The organism is Providencia sp. PROV040, assembly GCF_032706145.1.
GTDB lineage: Bacteria > Pseudomonadota > Gammaproteobacteria > Enterobacterales > Enterobacteriaceae > Providencia > Providencia hangzhouensis.
In genome coordinates this window covers 3417432-3434360 of sequence record NZ_CP120530.1, presented here as the reverse complement: position 1 = coordinate 3434360, position 16929 = coordinate 3417432, and the positions used below count along the sequence as shown (strand labels likewise).

General features: G+C 37.4%; 17 protein-coding genes. 11 read left to right on the top strand and 6 right to left on the bottom strand.

The genetic code is table 11. The features are described from left to right. Nucleotides 1-35 precede the first annotated feature (35 nt). Genes P3L40_RS15925 through P3L40_RS15915 form a run of 3 tightly spaced genes read left to right on the top strand, consistent with a single transcriptional unit; the run spans nt 36 to nt 3040 of the window. The gene (locus P3L40_RS15925) at nt 36-1397 is read left to right on the top strand and encodes a PTS transporter subunit EIIC (protein WP_210852908.1); all 1362 of its coding nucleotides are present in this window, start codon (nt 36-38) and stop codon (nt 1395-1397) included. 15 nt (nt 1398-1412) lie between these two features. Then, the gene (locus P3L40_RS15920; protein ID WP_004256548.1) at nt 1413-2258 is read left to right on the top strand and encodes a MurR/RpiR family transcriptional regulator; all 846 of its coding nucleotides are present in this window, start codon (nt 1413-1415) and stop codon (nt 2256-2258) included. After that, entirely contained in the window at nt 2258-3040 is a 783-nt protein-coding gene (locus P3L40_RS15915; RefSeq protein WP_272515391.1) for a sulfite exporter TauE/SafE family protein, read from the top strand. The genes P3L40_RS15920 and P3L40_RS15915 overlap by 1 nt, the downstream gene beginning before the upstream one ends. Before the next feature lie 65 nt (nt 3041-3105). On the opposite strand, the gene P3L40_RS15910 is transcribed toward P3L40_RS15915, so the two are convergent. Both P3L40_RS15910 and P3L40_RS15905 read right to left on the bottom strand, forming a co-directional pair. Next, nucleotides 3106-3987, bottom strand: coding sequence for a rhomboid family intramembrane serine protease (locus P3L40_RS15910; RefSeq protein WP_210852904.1), 882 nt, complete (start codon nt 3985-3987; stop codon nt 3106-3108). 161 nt (nt 3988-4148) lie between these two features. Further along, complete coding sequence (locus P3L40_RS15905) at nt 4149-5846, bottom strand: NAD-dependent malic enzyme (protein WP_004256541.1); 1698 nt, start codon at nt 5844-5846, stop codon at nt 4149-4151. Between the two features lie 425 nt (nt 5847-6271). Between P3L40_RS15905 and P3L40_RS15900 the strand changes: the two genes are divergently transcribed. The 8 genes from P3L40_RS15900 (at nt 6272) to P3L40_RS15865 (ending at nt 12274) form a co-directional block, all read left to right on the top strand. Continuing rightward, complete coding sequence (locus P3L40_RS15900; RefSeq protein WP_210852902.1) at nt 6272-6880, top strand: hypothetical protein; 609 nt, start codon at nt 6272-6274, stop codon at nt 6878-6880. Between the two features lie 59 nt (nt 6881-6939). Next, on the top strand, nt 6940-7638 hold the full coding sequence (locus P3L40_RS15895) for a hypothetical protein (RefSeq protein ID WP_210852900.1): 699 nt from the start codon (nt 6940-6942) through the stop codon (nt 7636-7638). Between the two features lie 143 nt (nt 7639-7781). Next, nucleotides 7782-8342 (top strand): hypothetical protein, encoded by a 561-nt coding sequence (locus tag P3L40_RS15890; RefSeq protein WP_210852899.1) that lies wholly within the window; start codon nt 7782-7784, stop codon nt 8340-8342. Nucleotides 8343-8516: 174 nt separating this feature from the next. After that, entirely contained in the window at nt 8517-8660 is a 144-nt protein-coding gene (locus P3L40_RS15885) for a hypothetical protein (RefSeq protein WP_153673646.1), read from the top strand. 31 nt (nt 8661-8691) lie between these two features. Continuing rightward, on the top strand, nt 8692-9414 hold the full coding sequence (locus P3L40_RS15880; protein WP_210852897.1) for a hypothetical protein: 723 nt from the start codon (nt 8692-8694) through the stop codon (nt 9412-9414). 8 nt (nt 9415-9422) lie between these two features. Beyond that, nucleotides 9423-10808: a serine protease gene (locus tag P3L40_RS15875; RefSeq protein ID WP_210852896.1), complete on the top strand. Its 1386-nt coding sequence runs from the start codon at nt 9423-9425 to the stop codon at nt 10806-10808. A 298-nt stretch (nt 10809-11106) separates the two neighbouring features. Then, on the top strand, nt 11107-11631 hold the full coding sequence (locus P3L40_RS15870) for a hypothetical protein (RefSeq protein ID WP_210852895.1): 525 nt from the start codon (nt 11107-11109) through the stop codon (nt 11629-11631). Continuing rightward, complete coding sequence (locus P3L40_RS15865) at nt 11618-12274, top strand: hypothetical protein (protein WP_144396045.1); 657 nt, start codon at nt 11618-11620, stop codon at nt 12272-12274. Before P3L40_RS15870 ends, P3L40_RS15865 begins: the two co-directional genes overlap by 14 nt. Before the next feature lie 157 nt (nt 12275-12431). Here P3L40_RS15865 and cdd read toward each other — a convergent pair whose 3' ends face one another. From cdd to metG, 4 genes are all read right to left on the bottom strand, one after another. Beyond that, nucleotides 12432-13319 (bottom strand): cytidine deaminase, encoded by an 888-nt coding sequence (cdd, locus tag P3L40_RS15860; RefSeq protein WP_096864137.1) that lies wholly within the window; start codon nt 13317-13319, stop codon nt 12432-12434. Nucleotides 13320-13525: 206 nt separating this feature from the next. Then, entirely contained in the window at nt 13526-14221 is a 696-nt protein-coding gene (locus tag P3L40_RS15855; RefSeq protein ID WP_004256514.1) for a CidB/LrgB family autolysis modulator, read from the bottom strand. Further along, nucleotides 14221-14688, bottom strand: coding sequence for a CidA/LrgA family protein (locus tag P3L40_RS15850; protein ID WP_004256512.1), 468 nt, complete (start codon nt 14686-14688; stop codon nt 14221-14223). Before P3L40_RS15850 ends, P3L40_RS15855 begins: the two co-directional genes overlap by 1 nt. Nucleotides 14689-14831: 143 nt before the next feature. After that, nucleotides 14832-16859: a methionine--tRNA ligase gene (gene metG, locus P3L40_RS15845; protein ID WP_004256509.1), complete on the bottom strand. Its 2028-nt coding sequence runs from the start codon at nt 16857-16859 to the stop codon at nt 14832-14834. Between the last annotated feature and the right edge of the window lie 70 nt (nt 16860-16929).

The window sequence follows — 16929 nt, the reverse complement described above, 5'->3', positions numbered from 1 at the left end:
AGGGTTATTGGCTCAGTCAACATCAGGGAGATCATATGGCTAATAAGATAGAACATCTGGAAGTACTCGCCAGAGAAATAGAAAAATATGCGGGCGGCTTTGAGAACGTGGCAACATTAACTCATTGTATGACGCGTATCCGTTTAGTTTTAAAAGATAACAGTAAATTTGATGCTGAGTCCTTGAAACAAATTGAGGGCGTAAAAGGTGTTATTTTTAATGGTGAACAGCAACAAGTGATTGTTGGGATGGGAACCGCAGCGAAAGTTTTTTCGGTGATGAACAAACGTATGCAAGGTAGCACCTCTACGACATCAGAAAGTTCAGCACCGGCGGAGAAAAAAGCGTTTTCCATTCGCCGTACGTTGAATACGTTAGCCGCTATATTTGTTCCTACTATTCCAGCTTTGATTGGTTGTGGTCTAATTATGGGGCTAATCAATATCGTCCGCTTGGTTGCTCCGGGGGTTGTCGACCAATTCCCTGAGTTATTTAAGTTATTAAAATTGATTGGTAGCGCAGTCTTTGTTTATCTTTCAATTATGATTGGGGTGAATACCGCGAAAGAGCTTGGTGCATCTACCTCAATTGGTGCGGTCATGGCTGGGTTACTTTCGATGCCGGGGTTAGCGGATATCACCTTATTTGGTTCGAAATTAGTCCCGGGTACCGGGGGTATTTTTGCAGTGCTCATGGTGGTCGTTTTCTCTTCTAAATTTGAAGTGTGGTTTAGGAGCATTATTAAAGAAAGCTTAGACCTTATCGTGACGCCATTTGTGACCATTTTAGTCTCTGCGATGGTCGCAATTGTGGTGTTCCAACCCGCAGGACATTACTTAAACCAAATTTTGGCTCAAGGTGTTTCTGTCGCTTTATTAAATAGTGGCGGTGGTGCCGTGGCGACTGGCGGTATCTTGGGGGGGAGTTTCTTATTCTTATTACTAACGGGTTTACATCAAGGTTTGATCCCAATTCACGCTGAAATTTTACAAACTTTTGGTCTGAATTACTTGTTCCCAATTTTAGCTATGGGGGGAATGGGGCAAGTGGGTTCGTGTTTCTGGGTTTATTTAAAAACCAAAAACCAACGCTTGAAGAAAACCTTAGTCGGTGCGTTACCTGTGGGTATTTTTGGTGTCGGTGAACCGCTTTTATTTGGTGTGTCATTACCATTAGGTAAACCATTCATCGCAGGTTGCATTGGCGGCGCAGCTGGTGGGGCATTAATGGCGTTCTTTCATGTCGGGATCATCATTCCTTTTGGAACAGCAGGGTTATCGCTAATTCCATTAGTGGGTGATGGCCAAATATTGGATTTCTTAATTGCTGTTGCAGGTGCATGGATTGTCGGGTTCATTGCCAGTATGATAATAGGCTTCACTGATCCAGAAAAATAATTAGAAGGAAAAGCCATGTCGACACTGACGGTAAAACTGGAAAGCTTGCAGACACGCGGTAAAGGCACAGAACAACGTATTGCCACATTTTTGCTGGATAATCGCGAAAGTCTTATCGCAATGAATGCAGCGGAATTGGCTCAGGCGGCTGGGGTCAGTAGTGCATCTGTTATCCGCTTTTCACGCCAAATGGGGTACCGTGGCTATCCTGAATTTAAAGTTGATTATTTGTCGGATGAGAAGCAACACAAAGCAGAAAGTTTATACGGTAATCTGAGTCGTCACGATGATACCTCTCAGATTATCGCCAAAACAGGGCAAATGTTTATTTCGGCTATTGAAAAATCACTGGATTTACTTGAGCCCTCTGTCGTAGATACCATCGCGCAAAAAATGTTTCAGGCCAAACGTATCGTGCTGTTTGGTGTCGGGTCTTCAGCCATTGTTGCCAGTGATATTTTCCATAAATTAATTCGCATTAATAAACACGCACTGTTTAGTTATGATTTGCATGTTCAGCTAAGTTACTCGGCAAATTTGGGGCCGGAAGACCTAGCTATTGCAGTAACGGCGCGTGGAAATACTCAAGAAATCAATAGTATGCTTCGTGCTGCAAAAGAAACAGGTTGCCCGACAGTCGCACTGACACGTTTTGGTCAAGATGAAGCGATAAAGTTAGCGGACTTCGCCTTGCCTTATTTTTATGATGAGCAACATTCCCAATTAGGCATCATCACCCCCCAAGTGTTACAGATGATTACTTTCGATACATTATTTTTTAAATACCTCACGTTAGCAGATAGTGATGCAAATGAAGCATTACAAAAAGGGCGACGAGCACTGATACAAGGCAAGAGTTAATGATTGTAACGGAGTTAGCGATAGGCGCACTTATTGGGCTGATTATCAGCACAACGGGTGTCGGTGGTGGTGTGATTGTCTTACCGATACTGACCTATTTTTTTGGGCTAAATGCACTAGCAGCAGTAGCCACTGCCAATTTCCTTTCGATGCTAATGAAGGTTTCTTCTTCTTATATGCATTTTCGATTAGGCAATATCCCCTTTAAAGGCGCTATGATTGTATTAGCGATTATGTTGCCGAGCACATTTCTCTCAAGTCTGTTTGTTACATGGTTGGGGGGATTACCGGGGTATGAAAAACAAGTCGAGTGGGGTATTAACCTGTTAGTGGCTGCTGCCATTATTTTTTCGCTATATTTATTTGTTCAGCGAATGTTTTTTGTTTCGATCATCAAGCAAGAAGCGGCAAAAGGGGATCAGCTAAAATCCATGGCTGTGCCGGCTATCCTAGCGGGTGTTGTACTTGGTGCAACTGGAGTTGGTGGTGGGGTGGTTGTTCTCCCTATGTTGCTGCGCTATATGCAACTGAATATTAAGCAAGCAATTGGTACATCGATTTTTGTAACAACCGTGTTGTCTGGTTCCTCTGCTTTAGCTTATGCGCAAGATGGCTATACGGATTTAAAACTGGCGCTGATATTGTGTGCAGGGGCATTGATTGTGATGCCATTAGCTAAATATTTACTGATCCGTTTATCTGAACGTACTTTCCAATACATTACATTGTTATTAATTATCTGTAGTGCAGTAATGATGACAATGAATTTATTCACTTTCTAGATTTACGCGTCCTATTATTGACGGTATCAATAATAGGACTAATCTCTTACGAAAAAACGGTATTTTTATCGCTGATTAAGTTCTTTTGCCATTTCTTGGTAAATAAACTGGCGCTCATAGTTCAGGTCTTCGTCTTGTAGGGAAGAAAACTGGCTTAGTGTTATGGCCAGTAAGGCGGCAGCTATAAGTACAATGACACCGCTAGAGAGTAGTTTTGTCCGGACGGTTGCTTGGGGCGCAAGTACAAAAGCGCCACTAATAACAGCGCCAAGTACTGCTCCACCAATATGAGCAGCGTTATCAATACCTGACTGCAAACCATTGATGAGAGTTAGTGCAATCATCCCAATAATATTATATAGCGGGCGTTTTAATTGGTTGCGCTCTTCAAAAGAGAGGTCTGGGTTATTTATCCCTTTTAATAAATAAATTACGGAAGCGGCAGCTAACCCCATAATGGCGCCAGATGCGCCAATACCAACGGTAATATATACCGTGTTATCAGGTAAATATAAACTATTCCATGTATTCATTGACGCTCGGTTTGCTGCGGCGTTAATGGCTTCACTGTATTGCCAATAAGCACTAAAAAATGCCGCGCCAATACCTGAAAATAGGTATATTGCGAGCATCCTAAATTTTCCATAGGTGCGTTCGCATTCAATCCCAATAACAAACAAGGCCAATGTATTTAAAGCAAGATGCATACCACCTGAGTGCAATACCATACTGACTGGATAACGCCACCAATCCCCCGTTAATGAAAGTTGGTAAACATTGGCACCAAATAATAATAAGTTATTTTCTTGGGAACCGAGTGGGGCGGCATAATTGAGCTGGTAAAAATAAACAACAATATTTAGCACCGCAATAAAAAGCGTTAGGGCTATTGCCCATAGGGAAAACTTAGGTTTCTGTGGAATAGCAGCATTGAGGTCGCCAGTCATGTCAATATCCTATTAATCAGTCATGGCTGTTATCTTAAATAAGTGATTTGTTTAGCGCAATTTATCATTATCTGAGAAAACAGACATTCGTTTTTTCGGATCTATAAAAAACAAAAAAGGAGCTCTAAAGAGCCCCTTTCAATCAATACCGTTATGACAAATTAAAACGAGGTCCGTTTATAGGTACGGTACTCTGGTTTCCAGAAATTACGCTCAATGGCTTCATCCAATGCGCTATCAGAGGTGACCGTTGCCACACCTTGGATCTGTGCTTCTTTTGCCACTTGTTTAGCAATAATGCGAGAGACATCTTGAATATCAGACAGTAGAGGTAATAGCGCACCTTCACCATTTTTGGCAAGTGGTGAACAGCTGGCAAGCGCACGGCTGGCGGCCATCAACATGCCATCAGTAACGCGTTTAGCACCAGAGGCAATCACACCAAGACCGATACCCGGGAAGATATAGGAGTTGTTACATTGTGCAATTGGGAACACTTGGTCTTTGTAAGATACAGGGCTAAATGGACTTCCTGTTGCGACTAAGGCCTTGCCATCAGTCCAATTGATAATGTCTTCAGGGCGAGCTTCGACGCGTGATGTTGGGTTAGATAACGGCATCACGATAGGACGTTCACAGTGCTTATGCATCTCTTTAATGATTTCTTCTGTGAATAATCCAGCTTGGCCAGACACACCAATCAATATGGTTGGTTTGGCATTGCGTACCACATCTAACAGTGAAATTGAGTCACTGTTAACATCCCAGTCGGTTAAATTCCCACTGTTTTGGGTTAATTTGGCTTGGAAATCGAGTAAGTTAGGTAGTTTATCGGTTAATAAACCAAAGCGGTCAACCATATAAATACGTGAACGCGCTTCTTCGTCACTCAAGCCTTCGGATTTCATCTGGGCGATGATTTGTTCTGCAATACCGCAGCCTGCTGAGCCTGCACCCAAGAAAGTCACGCGTTGGTCGCTTAGCTTACTGCCTGCGGCATGGCTGGCGGCAATTAAGCTACCTAATGCAACCGATGCGGTGCCTTGAATATCATCATTGAAACAGCATAGCTCATCACGGTAACGGGTTAATAAAGGCATCGCATTTTTCTGAGCGAAATCTTCAAATTGTAATAATACATTTGGCCAGCGGCGTTTAACTGCCTGAACAAATTCATCAAGGAACTCGTTGTATTCATCACCCGTAATACGTGGGTGACGCCATCCCATATACAGAGGGTCATTCAGACGCTGTGGGTTGTTGGTTCCTACGTCAATAACAATAGGTAAGGTATAAGCAGGGCTGATACCCCCGCACGCGGTATAGAGAGAGAGTTTCCCAATTGGGATGCCCATACCACCGATACCTTGGTCACCAAGGCCTAAAATACGTTCGCCATCAGTAACAACAATCACTTTCACATTTTGTTTGGTGGCGTTTTGTAGCATGTCGTCGATGTATTCACGATTTGGATAAGAAATAAATAAACCACGTGCACGACGATAAATGTCAGAGAAATGCTCACAAGCTTCACCCACGGTTGGGGTATAGATAATAGGCATTACTTCAGTGAGGTGAGCATCTATAAGGCGATAAAATAAGGTTTCGTTGGTGTCTTGAATATTTCGCAGATAAATGTGTTTATCAATATCTGATTTAAAATCAATTAATTGGCGGTAGGCACGTTCAACTTGTTCTTCGATGGTTTCTACTTGTTCAGGAAGTAAACCATGCAAGTTAAAATTTGCACGCTCTTCTTCGGTGAAGGCGCTTCCTTTATTCAGCAAAGGGAATTCAAGCAAAATTGGGCCAGCGTAGGGTATATAGAGAGGGCGTTTTGTTTCGTACTCATGTTCCATGAAATATCACTCTTCGGACGATTAATCAACAAAGTCAGGGTAGATCCTAAGCTAAACAGCAAATATGTACAGTAAATAATGATAAAAAAGCGTTAAAAAATTTACTGAAAAATATTGTGCATATGATAAGGAGTTTATGCGCGGAAGGGAATGAAAGCCGATAACGGCATACGCATTACGGTAGGTAGATCACGCTTAGGCAAATAATGAATGTCTCATCGTTATTTTTACGTTTTCAAACGTTAGTTTAGCTTTTCTGCGGGTTCAATTTTTTCATGTTTTTTCTTATTTTTAGTCAGTTACAGAGAGAAAAAACGGATTCAATGAAAGTTAAATTATATTTTTAAATATTATATATTGCTGCAAGTTTTAAATTTATATAAGTTAAATTTTATTTTATATTTCATTTTTCACTAAGGAGTTTTATGAATTTAATTAATGGGGTGTTAAGAAATAAGCGTATTTATATATTAATTATTATGGCATTTCTAGGAGGAATGAATCATTCAAGAGCAGACTATAACCCAATCGAAACACTAAGGAATATTGACAGCTATTTCTATGAAAACAAATATGGTTCATCAATTTTTGGTCGAGTTATAACAGATTATTTTTATTTGGTGATGAAAGAAAAAAACAAAACAATTAATAAAACATTGATAGACAAAATAAATTATGACCATGCATTAGAAATGCTTCAAGTATTGAAGCGAAAAGCGAGGAAACAGAGTACTCATGATATGACTTATAAAGAAGCAGATGAAATACACTATCTGGTTATGTTACGTAATAAAATACCCGAAGAAGCTTGGGTTTTAGGTGTGGTATTTTCTGTATTAGATGAAAAAGAAAAAGAATTTTATTGGCAAAAAATTATGGCAGCTTCCGGAGACCGTGGCCATGAATTATCGGTAATATACAGCTTGATGAAAGTGATGTTAGAAAAGGAAAAGAAGGCCACTAAAAAACAGAAAATCATTATTAATAAATGGTATGAACGTATGAGTAAAACATTAGCTTCTGCTAAATCATAGTTTTCATTTAAATAAGTTTGAAAACTAAATGTTATATAAGTATTAAGGTGTCAATTATTATGAAATTATATTTTGGTTTGATTCTACCGTTATTATTATTTTCCTGCATTGTTAATGGCGAGAACCGTCCCGGTTTTGTCTGTGGGCAGTTTAATCGGAATATTATCGAAGTTCCTAGTAAGTATGTTTTTCCATTTGCTGAATATGAAGGATATGGCTATTTTGATCCAAGGTTTGTTGAAAACAAAAAAGGGTGTGAGGCTAATTTTAGAATTCTGCCAATGAGGATGTCATGGCCAGACTTAAAACCATTTAGTGAAGTCAGTCATGATGTTAAAATAATAGAAGTCTATGTTGAGCCATTAAATGGAGACCCTGAAAAATATTTTAGTCATAAGAAAAATATATATCTAAATATGGGGGTTATTAAAAGGAAAGGTGAACTATATTATGATGAAGAATTAGAGTTGTATTTTAATGAGGTTTTTATTGAGTCTAAACATATTAATGGTAATAAAGTTTATTTCAATATAATAAAGTATGGTTACTATTGGGATGAAGATAATGGTGAAGTTAATGTTTTAATGGAGTGTTCATGGAGACAGTTAGATGATAGTTATCGGCGTTGTAAATTATTATCATTAATGCCTGAATTTGGTCTTAAATATAGTGTTTCATTTGAGTTTTCAAATCTTGTTAATTGGGAAGCTATTCAAGACAAGGTAAGGCTATTTTTATCTGAATATATTAAAAATTAGAGGCTAAAAATATGAATGGTCGTGATCGTAGGCAGGGAGACTTAGAATTAATATCAATAGATTTATCTAATGTTACCCGAATTTTAATAGTTAGTAAAAATCCAGAGCTTATGTATGATTAGTTTATTTTAATAGGTGTAAGTATGAGATTTGAACTAATAATTAGTTATCTAATTAAATTTACAGTTAATTGTCTTATGCTATTAATCTCAATAAATAGTTACGCTGATAATCGTCCCGGTTTTGTCTGTGGGCAGTTTAACGGAACGGTTATAGAAGTTCCTGACAAGTATGCTTTTCCATTTGCTGAATATGAAGGGTATAGCTATTTTGATCCAAGGTTTATTGAAAATAAAGAAGGATGTGATGCTAATTTTAGAGAGTTAACATTAATAACGCATTGGCCTTATATGACAAGTGTTGATCCCCAAAAAAAATTTCATCTTGAAATAGATGAAAAAACGATAAGAATTATATTGAGACCAATTAGAGAGAAAGATTATTCATTAACACAAAAAATGAAAAATTATCTAAATGCATCATATTTAGGAAAGCGAAGTCAAATATTTTATGACGATGATTCCGAACTTCAATATGTTGACTATTTTGATGAATATAATGTATCTGAAAAACTATATAGTGGAAAAAGAACTCAAAAGAAAAGAACTTTTTTTGGTTCGAAAATGAAGTTATTGCTATCTTAGAATGCTTATGGCTACCATTGGAAAATAAATATTCAAGTTGTAATATGATTTTTTCAATATCAGAAATAGGTATACTTGCAGAGATTAAATTTAGTTTTGATAAGTATAATCAATGGAGAGATATAATGAATGAAGCTAAGGTTTTTGTCTTCGGTTTTATTAAGGATGAATATTATGAGTAAAGATATGGCTAGTTTTTCAATTAATTATAATGATATCGCAAGTTTAAATGTTATTTTATTAGAAAGTAAATTTGCAAATTCTATGGGCGAAGAAAATTTTTCAAGTATACCTAGTGAGGATGTTTTTATAATTTAAAACATATTGATTTATTTCAACAGGTGCAAGTATGAAATTTGAAATGATAATTAATTATCTAATTAAATTTACAGTTAATTGTCTTGTGTTATTGATTTCCATAAATAGTTTCGCTGATAATCGCCCCGGTTTTGTCTGTGGGCAGTTTAATAAGAATATTATAGAAGTTCCTGGCGAGTATGTTTTTCCATTTGCTGAATATGAAGGATATAGCTATTTTGACCCAAGGTTTATTGAAAATAAAAAAGGGTGTGAGGCTAATTTTAGAGTGCTGCCAATGCGAATGTCTTGGTCTGATTTGAAACCATCTAATGAGGTAAGTAATGATGTTAAAATTATAGAGGTTTATGCTGAACCATTAAAAGGAAACCCTGAAAAATATTTGAGTTATAGAAAACACGTGTATTTAGATATGGGGTACCTCAAAAGAAAGGGGGAGTTATATTATGATGAAGAGTTGGATCTTTATTTTACTGAAGTGACTGTAACAATACGAAGAAGTATTGGTCATAAAGATGATATGTATTTTAATAAAAAAGGATATTATTGGAAGGAAATTAATAATGAAGTGATTTTTTTAATTGAGTGTGAATGGTTACCAATTGATGAGAAGTATCATAAGTGTTTTCAATATTTTTTGATTCCAGAAATAGGAACTAAGGTTAAATTTTATTTTGATGCTAAAGAATTATCTAATAGCAATATAATGAGGGAAAAAATACGCATTTTTTTACTCGACCATGTTAAAAATTAGGAGATAATATGAGAAATCAAGAAATTAGAAAGGGTGATTTAAAGTTAACTCGTAGTGATGTTTCTAATGCAATTAAAATTTTATACGTAACCAAAGAACCAAAGTTGATGTATGAATATTTGGAAAGTAAAGGAGACCGATATGCTAAATTAGCTAATAGTGTGGTTAAAGGTGATTCTCTTTCAGGTGCTTTTGCGCTTAATTATTTAGATGAAGCTATTTTAGAGCATATTGGAGTGCAAGATGAGTTTATAATTGAGCGTATTCGCTATGATATGGCAATAGCTTATGTTCAAACCCTAAAAAATAGATTTGAAGATGGAAAGGATGTAATCTATGGTGATATAAATCACATAGAGGCTAAATTATTTCATAGTAGTGTATTTTCTTATTATAATCTTCCTTCTGATGCATGGACTTTAGAACCTGTATTTTTTGTGTTACCTAGAGAACAAAGAGAGAGTTATTGGCAGAGAGCTTTAAATTCTGTAGGTGATATAGAAAGTGAAACATTATTAAGTATAAATACTAAAGATATAATGTTTAGAGCATTATATGAAGCTCCAGCGCATATGCAGCCTAAAATACATAGTTGGACTAAACGAGTTCTGGATATTGATAATGTAGTAGATGGCGTGGTGGTTACAGCCAAGAAATCTTATCAAAATATTATATCTCATATAGAAGAAGATAATATGGATAGAATAAATACAATTATTTATAATACAGGAAACCCTTTAATTGATAGAGGAACAGAGCGTTTTTCATTTTGGGATTATCCTTCACAACATTTAGAATCATTTCAAGTACAAACAGATTGGCGTGGCCAAACGGAATTTACACATAAAAATCTATTGTCTGAATATTATTTAGAAAGACCTGACTATATATTACCAGAAACAGGCTTATTTGATTCACCATCAGTTAATTATCAACCAGATGTTGCTCATTATGATCGTATGATTGATGATTTAAGGGGAAATATGCCATCAATAAACAACAAGTCAACACCTCCAATTAAGTATCCACACAATATGGTAGATAAATCGATATTGGAAAGCACTTATCCAAAATCCGAACCGAATAGACAATTAGCACCTCGTACAATAAACCTACTTGATAGGTTTAAGGATAATGAAACACCAACAAATTATTATCTAGAACGCCCGAGTGTTGTTCTTCCGGAAACGCCAGGATTTAAAGACTTCCCTACAGATACCATAAGAAATAACCCTCATTTTGAAAATATGATTGGCCAGTTAAGAGACAATATGTCATCAATGAACAATTCAATGGACTCATTTGAAGATAAATACTCAATACCCTCAATGCCAAGTATACCTGAATTTAGTTATAGTGGTTATTCTTCTGGAGGATCTTTTAGTTTTAATTAATATTTAAAAAGTCTACTTATAATAAAATAAATTATTTTAGTTATTAGTAAACGAATGGTGATTACTGATGTTTGTTTTTATGTGGGCAATGTGTTTTTTACATAATTGCTTTTTAAGATTGTTGGTTTCTAACTTTATGAATCACAAGGATGTATATGAATTATAAATTAATAGCTGTGCTTTCAGTTTTTCTTCTCGGTGCTTGCCAAAATCCTCAAGGAAATAATGTAAAATATAATAAAAAAAATATAACTAATTTTTGTGAAAAAAAGGTGTTAAAACGCCACGTTTTTTCTTTATGCTACAGATGTTATACTTTTCTGAATCTAAGGATTTAATATTTGATAGAAAAAAATTAGTTATTTTCAAGGGGGGTAAAGATAATAACCCAATGTTAGAATTTTTAAAGTATCCAAAAGAAGCATTTATTAAAAAATTAAGCCATGAACAGGCAATGGATTTTTATCGTGAGAATTTAAATGAAATGGGAATGTCTTATCATGCTTGGATTTCAGCAGATGTTTTAGATATTATTAATGAGAGAAACCGAGAGGCACTATGGCAACAGTTCGTTTTTGTGATGAATAACAACGATCCTGCGAAGGAAGCTAAATTATTCATGATGCTTTGGTATGCAATGGTAAGGGAGGCTTCCAAACTACCATCAGACAAGCAAATTAAAAGCAAAAGATGGCTGGAGAAGATGAGGCGGATTGCTTTAGTCAATAAGCTAGAGAGAAAGTTAGATTTTATGTTTGAAGAAATGATTGATGATTCAAAGTTTTATAATAAAAATCGAAGAGGTTCTAATGATATCATTTAAATACAAATCTATTATTACATTAATTTTTATTTGTATAATTTTATCATGTTTAAGTCTTTTAAATAAAGGTTATGCTTTTACTGATAAAGACAATATTCAAAAGGTTAATAATTCGGATGATAAATATTTTAGTATTTTTATTTATCTAGAAAAAGAATTTTTAAATAATCATATGAAGGCACGGGGTGAGTCATTTACCAGTGAAAAACGGAGTCGGTATCAAAAAGAAGTAAAATTAGCATATGGACGAATTATGAAAAATCGCAAAGAAAGTGATAACATTCCAATTGGTGATATTACACATCAAGAATTTATTAAAATAAAAAAAGAAGCGATGTTAAATACAGGAATTCCTTATGAAGGTTGGTTATTTAAAGATGTATTTGAAGTATTATCTATAGATAAACAGAATAAAATTATAGGGGAACTATTAAATAGCTTTTCTAATAAATCACGTAATGGTGAATCAGCGTTATTTGCTAGCATTTGGCTAGACATGAAAGAAGAAGCCGCACAATCTGCATCGATAAAACAGCAACAAAGCCAAGCTTGGCTAGAAAAAATGCGAAAGATCCCTTTAGTTATTACATTAGAAGAGACGATAAATGAAACAGAAAAATTGTTTAATGAATTCACTTACTAGAGCATATATTAATCAACATTAGTGAGTTCTATTATGGATGGCCACTTTGCAGGTAAATGGTATTGTGAACAAGATTAAAGTTCTAATAGCAACTATACGGTTATTGCTGTTTATTCAAGCTCCCAGCAATAACCGTTATATTTAAATAAATATAAAATTAATCCAAATAAGCTAATTCAATATTTTGGCAACCCAATGCCTGTAATGTATTTTCGGTAACATACCAATGTTTGATAATTGCATCTTGCTTTTCAACAAACTTAGCTTGGTCGATGGCGTGAATATCTTTACCTGCAAGGTTAATCATAATTAAAGCGGCTTGCAGTGGCGGTAAACTTGGGTTGAATGCGGCATTTTCTGCGTAGCGTCCGGTAAACAGTGAGCCATCTTTTAATTGTAACGCAATTCCTGAATGGGATTGGCTATAAGGTGCATGGGATTGGTTTGCAGCCTCAATTGCTGCACTTAATAACCGGTCACGGCTTTGGTTTTTATAACCATGGTCAACAGGGTCTAGCAGTAAAGTGGTAATATTGAGGTCAGAAGGCCCAAATGAGTCAGGTAAATAGTGGTGTAGTACCGCAGGTGTACGGCCTGGTAAATTCACCATAATTTTACCACCTTCACGTAATTCATTCATAAATTGGCGGCAGTGGCCACAAGGTGTGTAATTTACAGTAATTGAGGTAATCTGCGTTTCACCTTTCATCCAAGAGTGTGTCACTGCACACTGTTCTGCATGGATCACTTGGCCCATTGATACATGGCTAAATTCCATATTGGCACCAAAATACAAGTTACCACTTGCTCCACGTGCGATTGCACCCACGTTAAAATGGGAAATAGGAGTGAGGGCATAGGCAGCAGCAAAAGGCAATAATGCAAAGGCTAACTCAGCGTCGTCTACACTTGTTTCAGCTTTAATCTGTTCAACTTGTTCCGCCGTTAACATGCCTTGAAAATCAGATTTATCAATGATAGGTCTAAGTACTGACTGTAACTTTTCTGGAAGCTCGGCCCAAGCGGCCTTAAATCTTGAATGCATGAGTTACTCTCCCTATTTTAATTGTTTTTATTCTATTCAATAATACGTAGAGCTATGTGTGATAATTATCACTATTTTGGATGTAATACATGAAACATATTCTTTTGTTGTGAGATATATCTCATATTTTATCAGTGTGCGTATGAGCAAGAGGCTAGTGAACTCCTCTTACTCATATATTTGGTTATTGGCTTAATGAATTAAGCTTAGCTAAAAAGATGTAAAATGACAGGGAATATAAACGGGGCAATAAGCGAGGTGATAACCCCACAGGTCATTAATGCAAGAGAGCTATAAGCACCTTCAATGTAATTCACTTCGGCACAGCGGGCAGTGCCTAGGGCGTGGGAAGCAGTTCCCATCGCGAGCCCTCTTGAAGCATGGGTTCGTACACGCAGTACATCAAATAAGCTATGGCCAAACATGGCGCCTAAGATCCCAACAAACAACACGCAAGCGGCACTAATCGCAGGGATCCCACCAACAGAATCAGCGACAGCCATCGCAATAGGAGTAGTTACTGATTTAGGTAAAATAGAACCCGCGATATCTGGGGTTGCCCCCAACCATAGTGCGATGGCAGCACCGCTGAACATGGCCACTAAACTACCTGCAAAACAAATGCTTAATAAAGATTTCCACTGGGCACGAATTTGGTGCATTTGTTCGTAAAGTGGAAAAGCGAGCGCAACGACTGCGGGTTGTAGTAAATCATTGAGTATTTTGCTACCTGCAAAATAGTGCTCATAAGAGGTATTCGTGATCACTAGTAGTGCAATCAATACCGCAATAGTAATTAATAGTGGGTTTAAAATCGGTAACTTAAATGTGGTCGACAACTTACGCGCTAAATAAAACACCACAATGGTCAGCGGTAATGACCACCAAATATGTTCTAACATTATTCATTCCCCTTAGTTTTATCATTATTAATGACCGAAGAAATTGGGTCTTCGGGGGGTAAAGGAACGTCATCAGGTTGAGCCCCAACGACAGGGCGTTCCTTATGAATATAGTTGGAACTGATGGCGACAACCACCATAACGATTAAGGTACTAACTACACAGGAAACGATGATAGGAACCATTTGTTGGCTGAGTAATTCATAGTAATTCATTATGCCAACACCAATAGGAACAAACAGGATGGTCATATTTTTCAACAAAATGCTGCAACCGGGTTGTGCCCACTTCGCGGGGATAATTTGTAACGCAAGCAATATGAATAAAATTAACATGCCGACAATGCTGCCAGGGATGGAGAATGGAAGTAGTGTTGAGATAAGGTTTCCAATAATCAGGCAAAGGTAGAGTATTGCGAAAGCTCGCAAATATTGCCATCCCGTTATCAGTACCTGTTTAAATGACATGAGACTGGTCCTGTAATGTAATATCTATTCATCATACAATTAACTTTATTATTGTGCTACCGATCACAATAAAAAGCCAATAAAAAAGTGGGAAGTATTTAGCTTCCCACTTTTGATGAATAACAGACTAGAGCAAGTATGGGTTATTTAACTTGCATACCGGGTTGTGCACCACTGTCTGGGCTGAGTAAGAAGATATCTTTACCGCCAGGGCCAGCAGCCATTACCATGCCTTCAGAAACACCGAAACGCATTTTACGTGGCGCGAGGTTGGCAACCATCACCGTCAAACGGCCTTCTAAAGCTTTAGGGTCTGGATAAGCGGAGCGAATACCAGAAAATACTTGGCGCGTTTCACCACCGATATCCAATTGCAATTTCAGTAGCTTGTCTGAGCCTTCAACAAAATCAGCTTGCTTGATTAACGCAATTCGCAGGTCAATTTTCGCAAAATCATCAAAAGTGATGGTTTCTTGAATTGGGTCATCGGCAAGTGGCCCCGTAAGTTGCTGAACGGGTTTGATGCTCTCTTTTGAGGCTTCAACCATTGCATCAACTTTCGCCATTTCAATGCGGTTAAATAGCGCTTTGAACGGTGCGACGCTGTGGTTCAGTAATGGGGTGTTAATCGCATCCCATGATAATTCACTATTTAAGAAGGCTTCAGCACGCTTAGTAAGGCCTGGTAAAACAGGTTTCAGGTACGTCATCAGAACGCGGAATAAGTTGATGCCCATCGAGCAAATATCTTGCAGTTCTTGATCTTTACCTTCTTGTTTGGCGACAACCCAAGGTGCTTTTTCATCAACATAGCGGTTTGCGATATCGGCTAATGCCATGATTTCACGGATCGCTTTGTTATATTCACGGTTGTTATAATCCTCACCGATAACTTTAGCGGCATCAACAAATTGTTGGTATAACTCTGGCTCAGCAAGGTTTGCTGATAATTTGCCATCAAAGCGTTTAGCAATAAAGCCCGCATTACGTGATGCCAAGTTAACCACTTTATTGACGATGTCGCTGTTGACGCGCTGGACGAAATCTTCCAAATTAAAATCGATGTCATCAATACGCGAAGACAGTTTTGCTGCATAGTAATAGCGCAAGCAGTCAGCATCTAAATGATCTAAATACGAACGCGCAGTAATAAATGTTCCGCGCGATTTAGACATTTTTGCCCCGTTAACCGTGACATAGCCATGAACAAACAGGTTTGTTGGTTTACGATACTGGCTACCTTCTAACATAGCAGGCCAAAACAGGCTGTGGAAATAGACGATATCTTTACCAATGAAGTGGTAAAGGTCGGTTTTCGAATTTTTATTCCAAAACTCATCAAAATCAAGATCGCCGCGTTTGTCACACAGGTTTTTAAAGGAGCCCATGTAACCGATAGGCGCATCTAACCAAACATAGAAATATTTACCCGGCGCATCAGGAATTTCAAAACCGAAATAAGGCGCATCACGGGTAATATCCCATTGTTGTAGGCCTGATTCGAACCATTCTTGCATTTTGTTGGCGACTTGTTCTTGTAAGGCGCCAGAGCGAGTCCACGCTTGAAGCATGTCGCTAAATGCAGGAAGATCAAAGAAAAAGTGTTCTGAATCACGCATTACAGGTGTAGCGCCAGAAATCACTGAACGTGGGTTAATCAGTTCTGTTGGGCTATAGGTTGCGCTACAGACTTCACAGTTATCACCATATTGGTCTTCGGCTTTACATTTTGGACAAGTGCCTTTAACGAAGCGATCCGGTAAGAACATGCCTTTTTCTGGGTCGAAAAGCTGTGAAATAGTACGGTTCTTAATAAAACCGTTATTTTTTAGTTTCCCGTAAATCAGCTCTGATAAAACTTTGTTTTCTTCACTGTGTGTGGAGTGGTAGTTATCATAACTAATGGCGAAACCAGCAAAATCGTTCTGATGCTCTTGGTTCACTGCCGCAATCATCTCTTCTGGCGTTACGCCAAGTTGTTGAGCTTTAAGCATGATTGGAGTTCCGTGCGCGTCATCGGCACAGATAAAGTGAACCTCTTTGCCGCGCATTCGCTGATAACGGACCCAAATATCAGCCTGAATGTGTTCCAGGATATGACCAAGATGGATTGAACCGTTAGCATAGGGTAACGCACAGGTTACCAGTAATTTATTCGCGACTTGAGACATAGTAACTTTCTTACTTCCATTATTTGAAAAGGGTCTTTGATGTTAACCGATCAAAACCATCGCTGCTAGG

Bases quoted from the DNA above. Each gene is read 5' to 3' on its own strand.
- P3L40_RS15865 (WP_144396045.1), top strand. From the start codon at position 11,618: ATGATATCATTTAAATACAAATCTATTATTACATTAATTTTTATTTGT.
- P3L40_RS15925 (WP_210852908.1), top strand. From the start codon at position 36: ATGGCTAATAAGATAGAACATCTGGAAGTACTCGCCAGAGAAATAGAA.
- P3L40_RS15850 (WP_004256512.1), bottom strand. From the start codon at position 14,688: ATGTCATTTAAACAGGTACTGATAACGGGATGGCAATATTTGCGAGCT.
- P3L40_RS15890 (WP_210852899.1), top strand. From the start codon at position 7,782: ATGAGATTTGAACTAATAATTAGTTATCTAATTAAATTTACAGTTAAT.
- P3L40_RS15855 (WP_004256514.1), bottom strand. From the start codon at position 14,221: ATGTTAGAACATATTTGGTGGTCATTACCGCTGACCATTGTGGTGTTT.
- P3L40_RS15895 (WP_210852900.1), top strand. From the start codon at position 6,940: ATGAAATTATATTTTGGTTTGATTCTACCGTTATTATTATTTTCCTGC.
- P3L40_RS15875 (WP_210852896.1), top strand. From the start codon at position 9,423: ATGAGAAATCAAGAAATTAGAAAGGGTGATTTAAAGTTAACTCGTAGT.
- P3L40_RS15885 (WP_153673646.1), top strand. From the start codon at position 8,517: ATGAGTAAAGATATGGCTAGTTTTTCAATTAATTATAATGATATCGCA.
- P3L40_RS15920 (WP_004256548.1), top strand. From the start codon at position 1,413: ATGTCGACACTGACGGTAAAACTGGAAAGCTTGCAGACACGCGGTAAA.
- P3L40_RS15915 (WP_272515391.1), top strand. From the start codon at position 2,258: ATGATTGTAACGGAGTTAGCGATAGGCGCACTTATTGGGCTGATTATC.
- P3L40_RS15880 (WP_210852897.1), top strand. From the start codon at position 8,692: ATGAAATTTGAAATGATAATTAATTATCTAATTAAATTTACAGTTAAT.
- P3L40_RS15905 (WP_004256541.1), bottom strand. From the start codon at position 5,846: ATGGAACATGAGTACGAAACAAAACGCCCTCTCTATATACCCTACGCT.
- cdd (WP_096864137.1), bottom strand. From the start codon at position 13,319: ATGCATTCAAGATTTAAGGCCGCTTGGGCCGAGCTTCCAGAAAAGTTA.
- metG (WP_004256509.1), bottom strand. From the start codon at position 16,859: ATGTCTCAAGTCGCGAATAAATTACTGGTAACCTGTGCGTTACCCTAT.
- P3L40_RS15900 (WP_210852902.1), top strand. From the start codon at position 6,272: ATGAATTTAATTAATGGGGTGTTAAGAAATAAGCGTATTTATATATTA.
- P3L40_RS15870 (WP_210852895.1), top strand. From the start codon at position 11,107: ATGCTACAGATGTTATACTTTTCTGAATCTAAGGATTTAATATTTGAT.
- P3L40_RS15910 (WP_210852904.1), bottom strand. From the start codon at position 3,987: ATGACTGGCGACCTCAATGCTGCTATTCCACAGAAACCTAAGTTTTCC.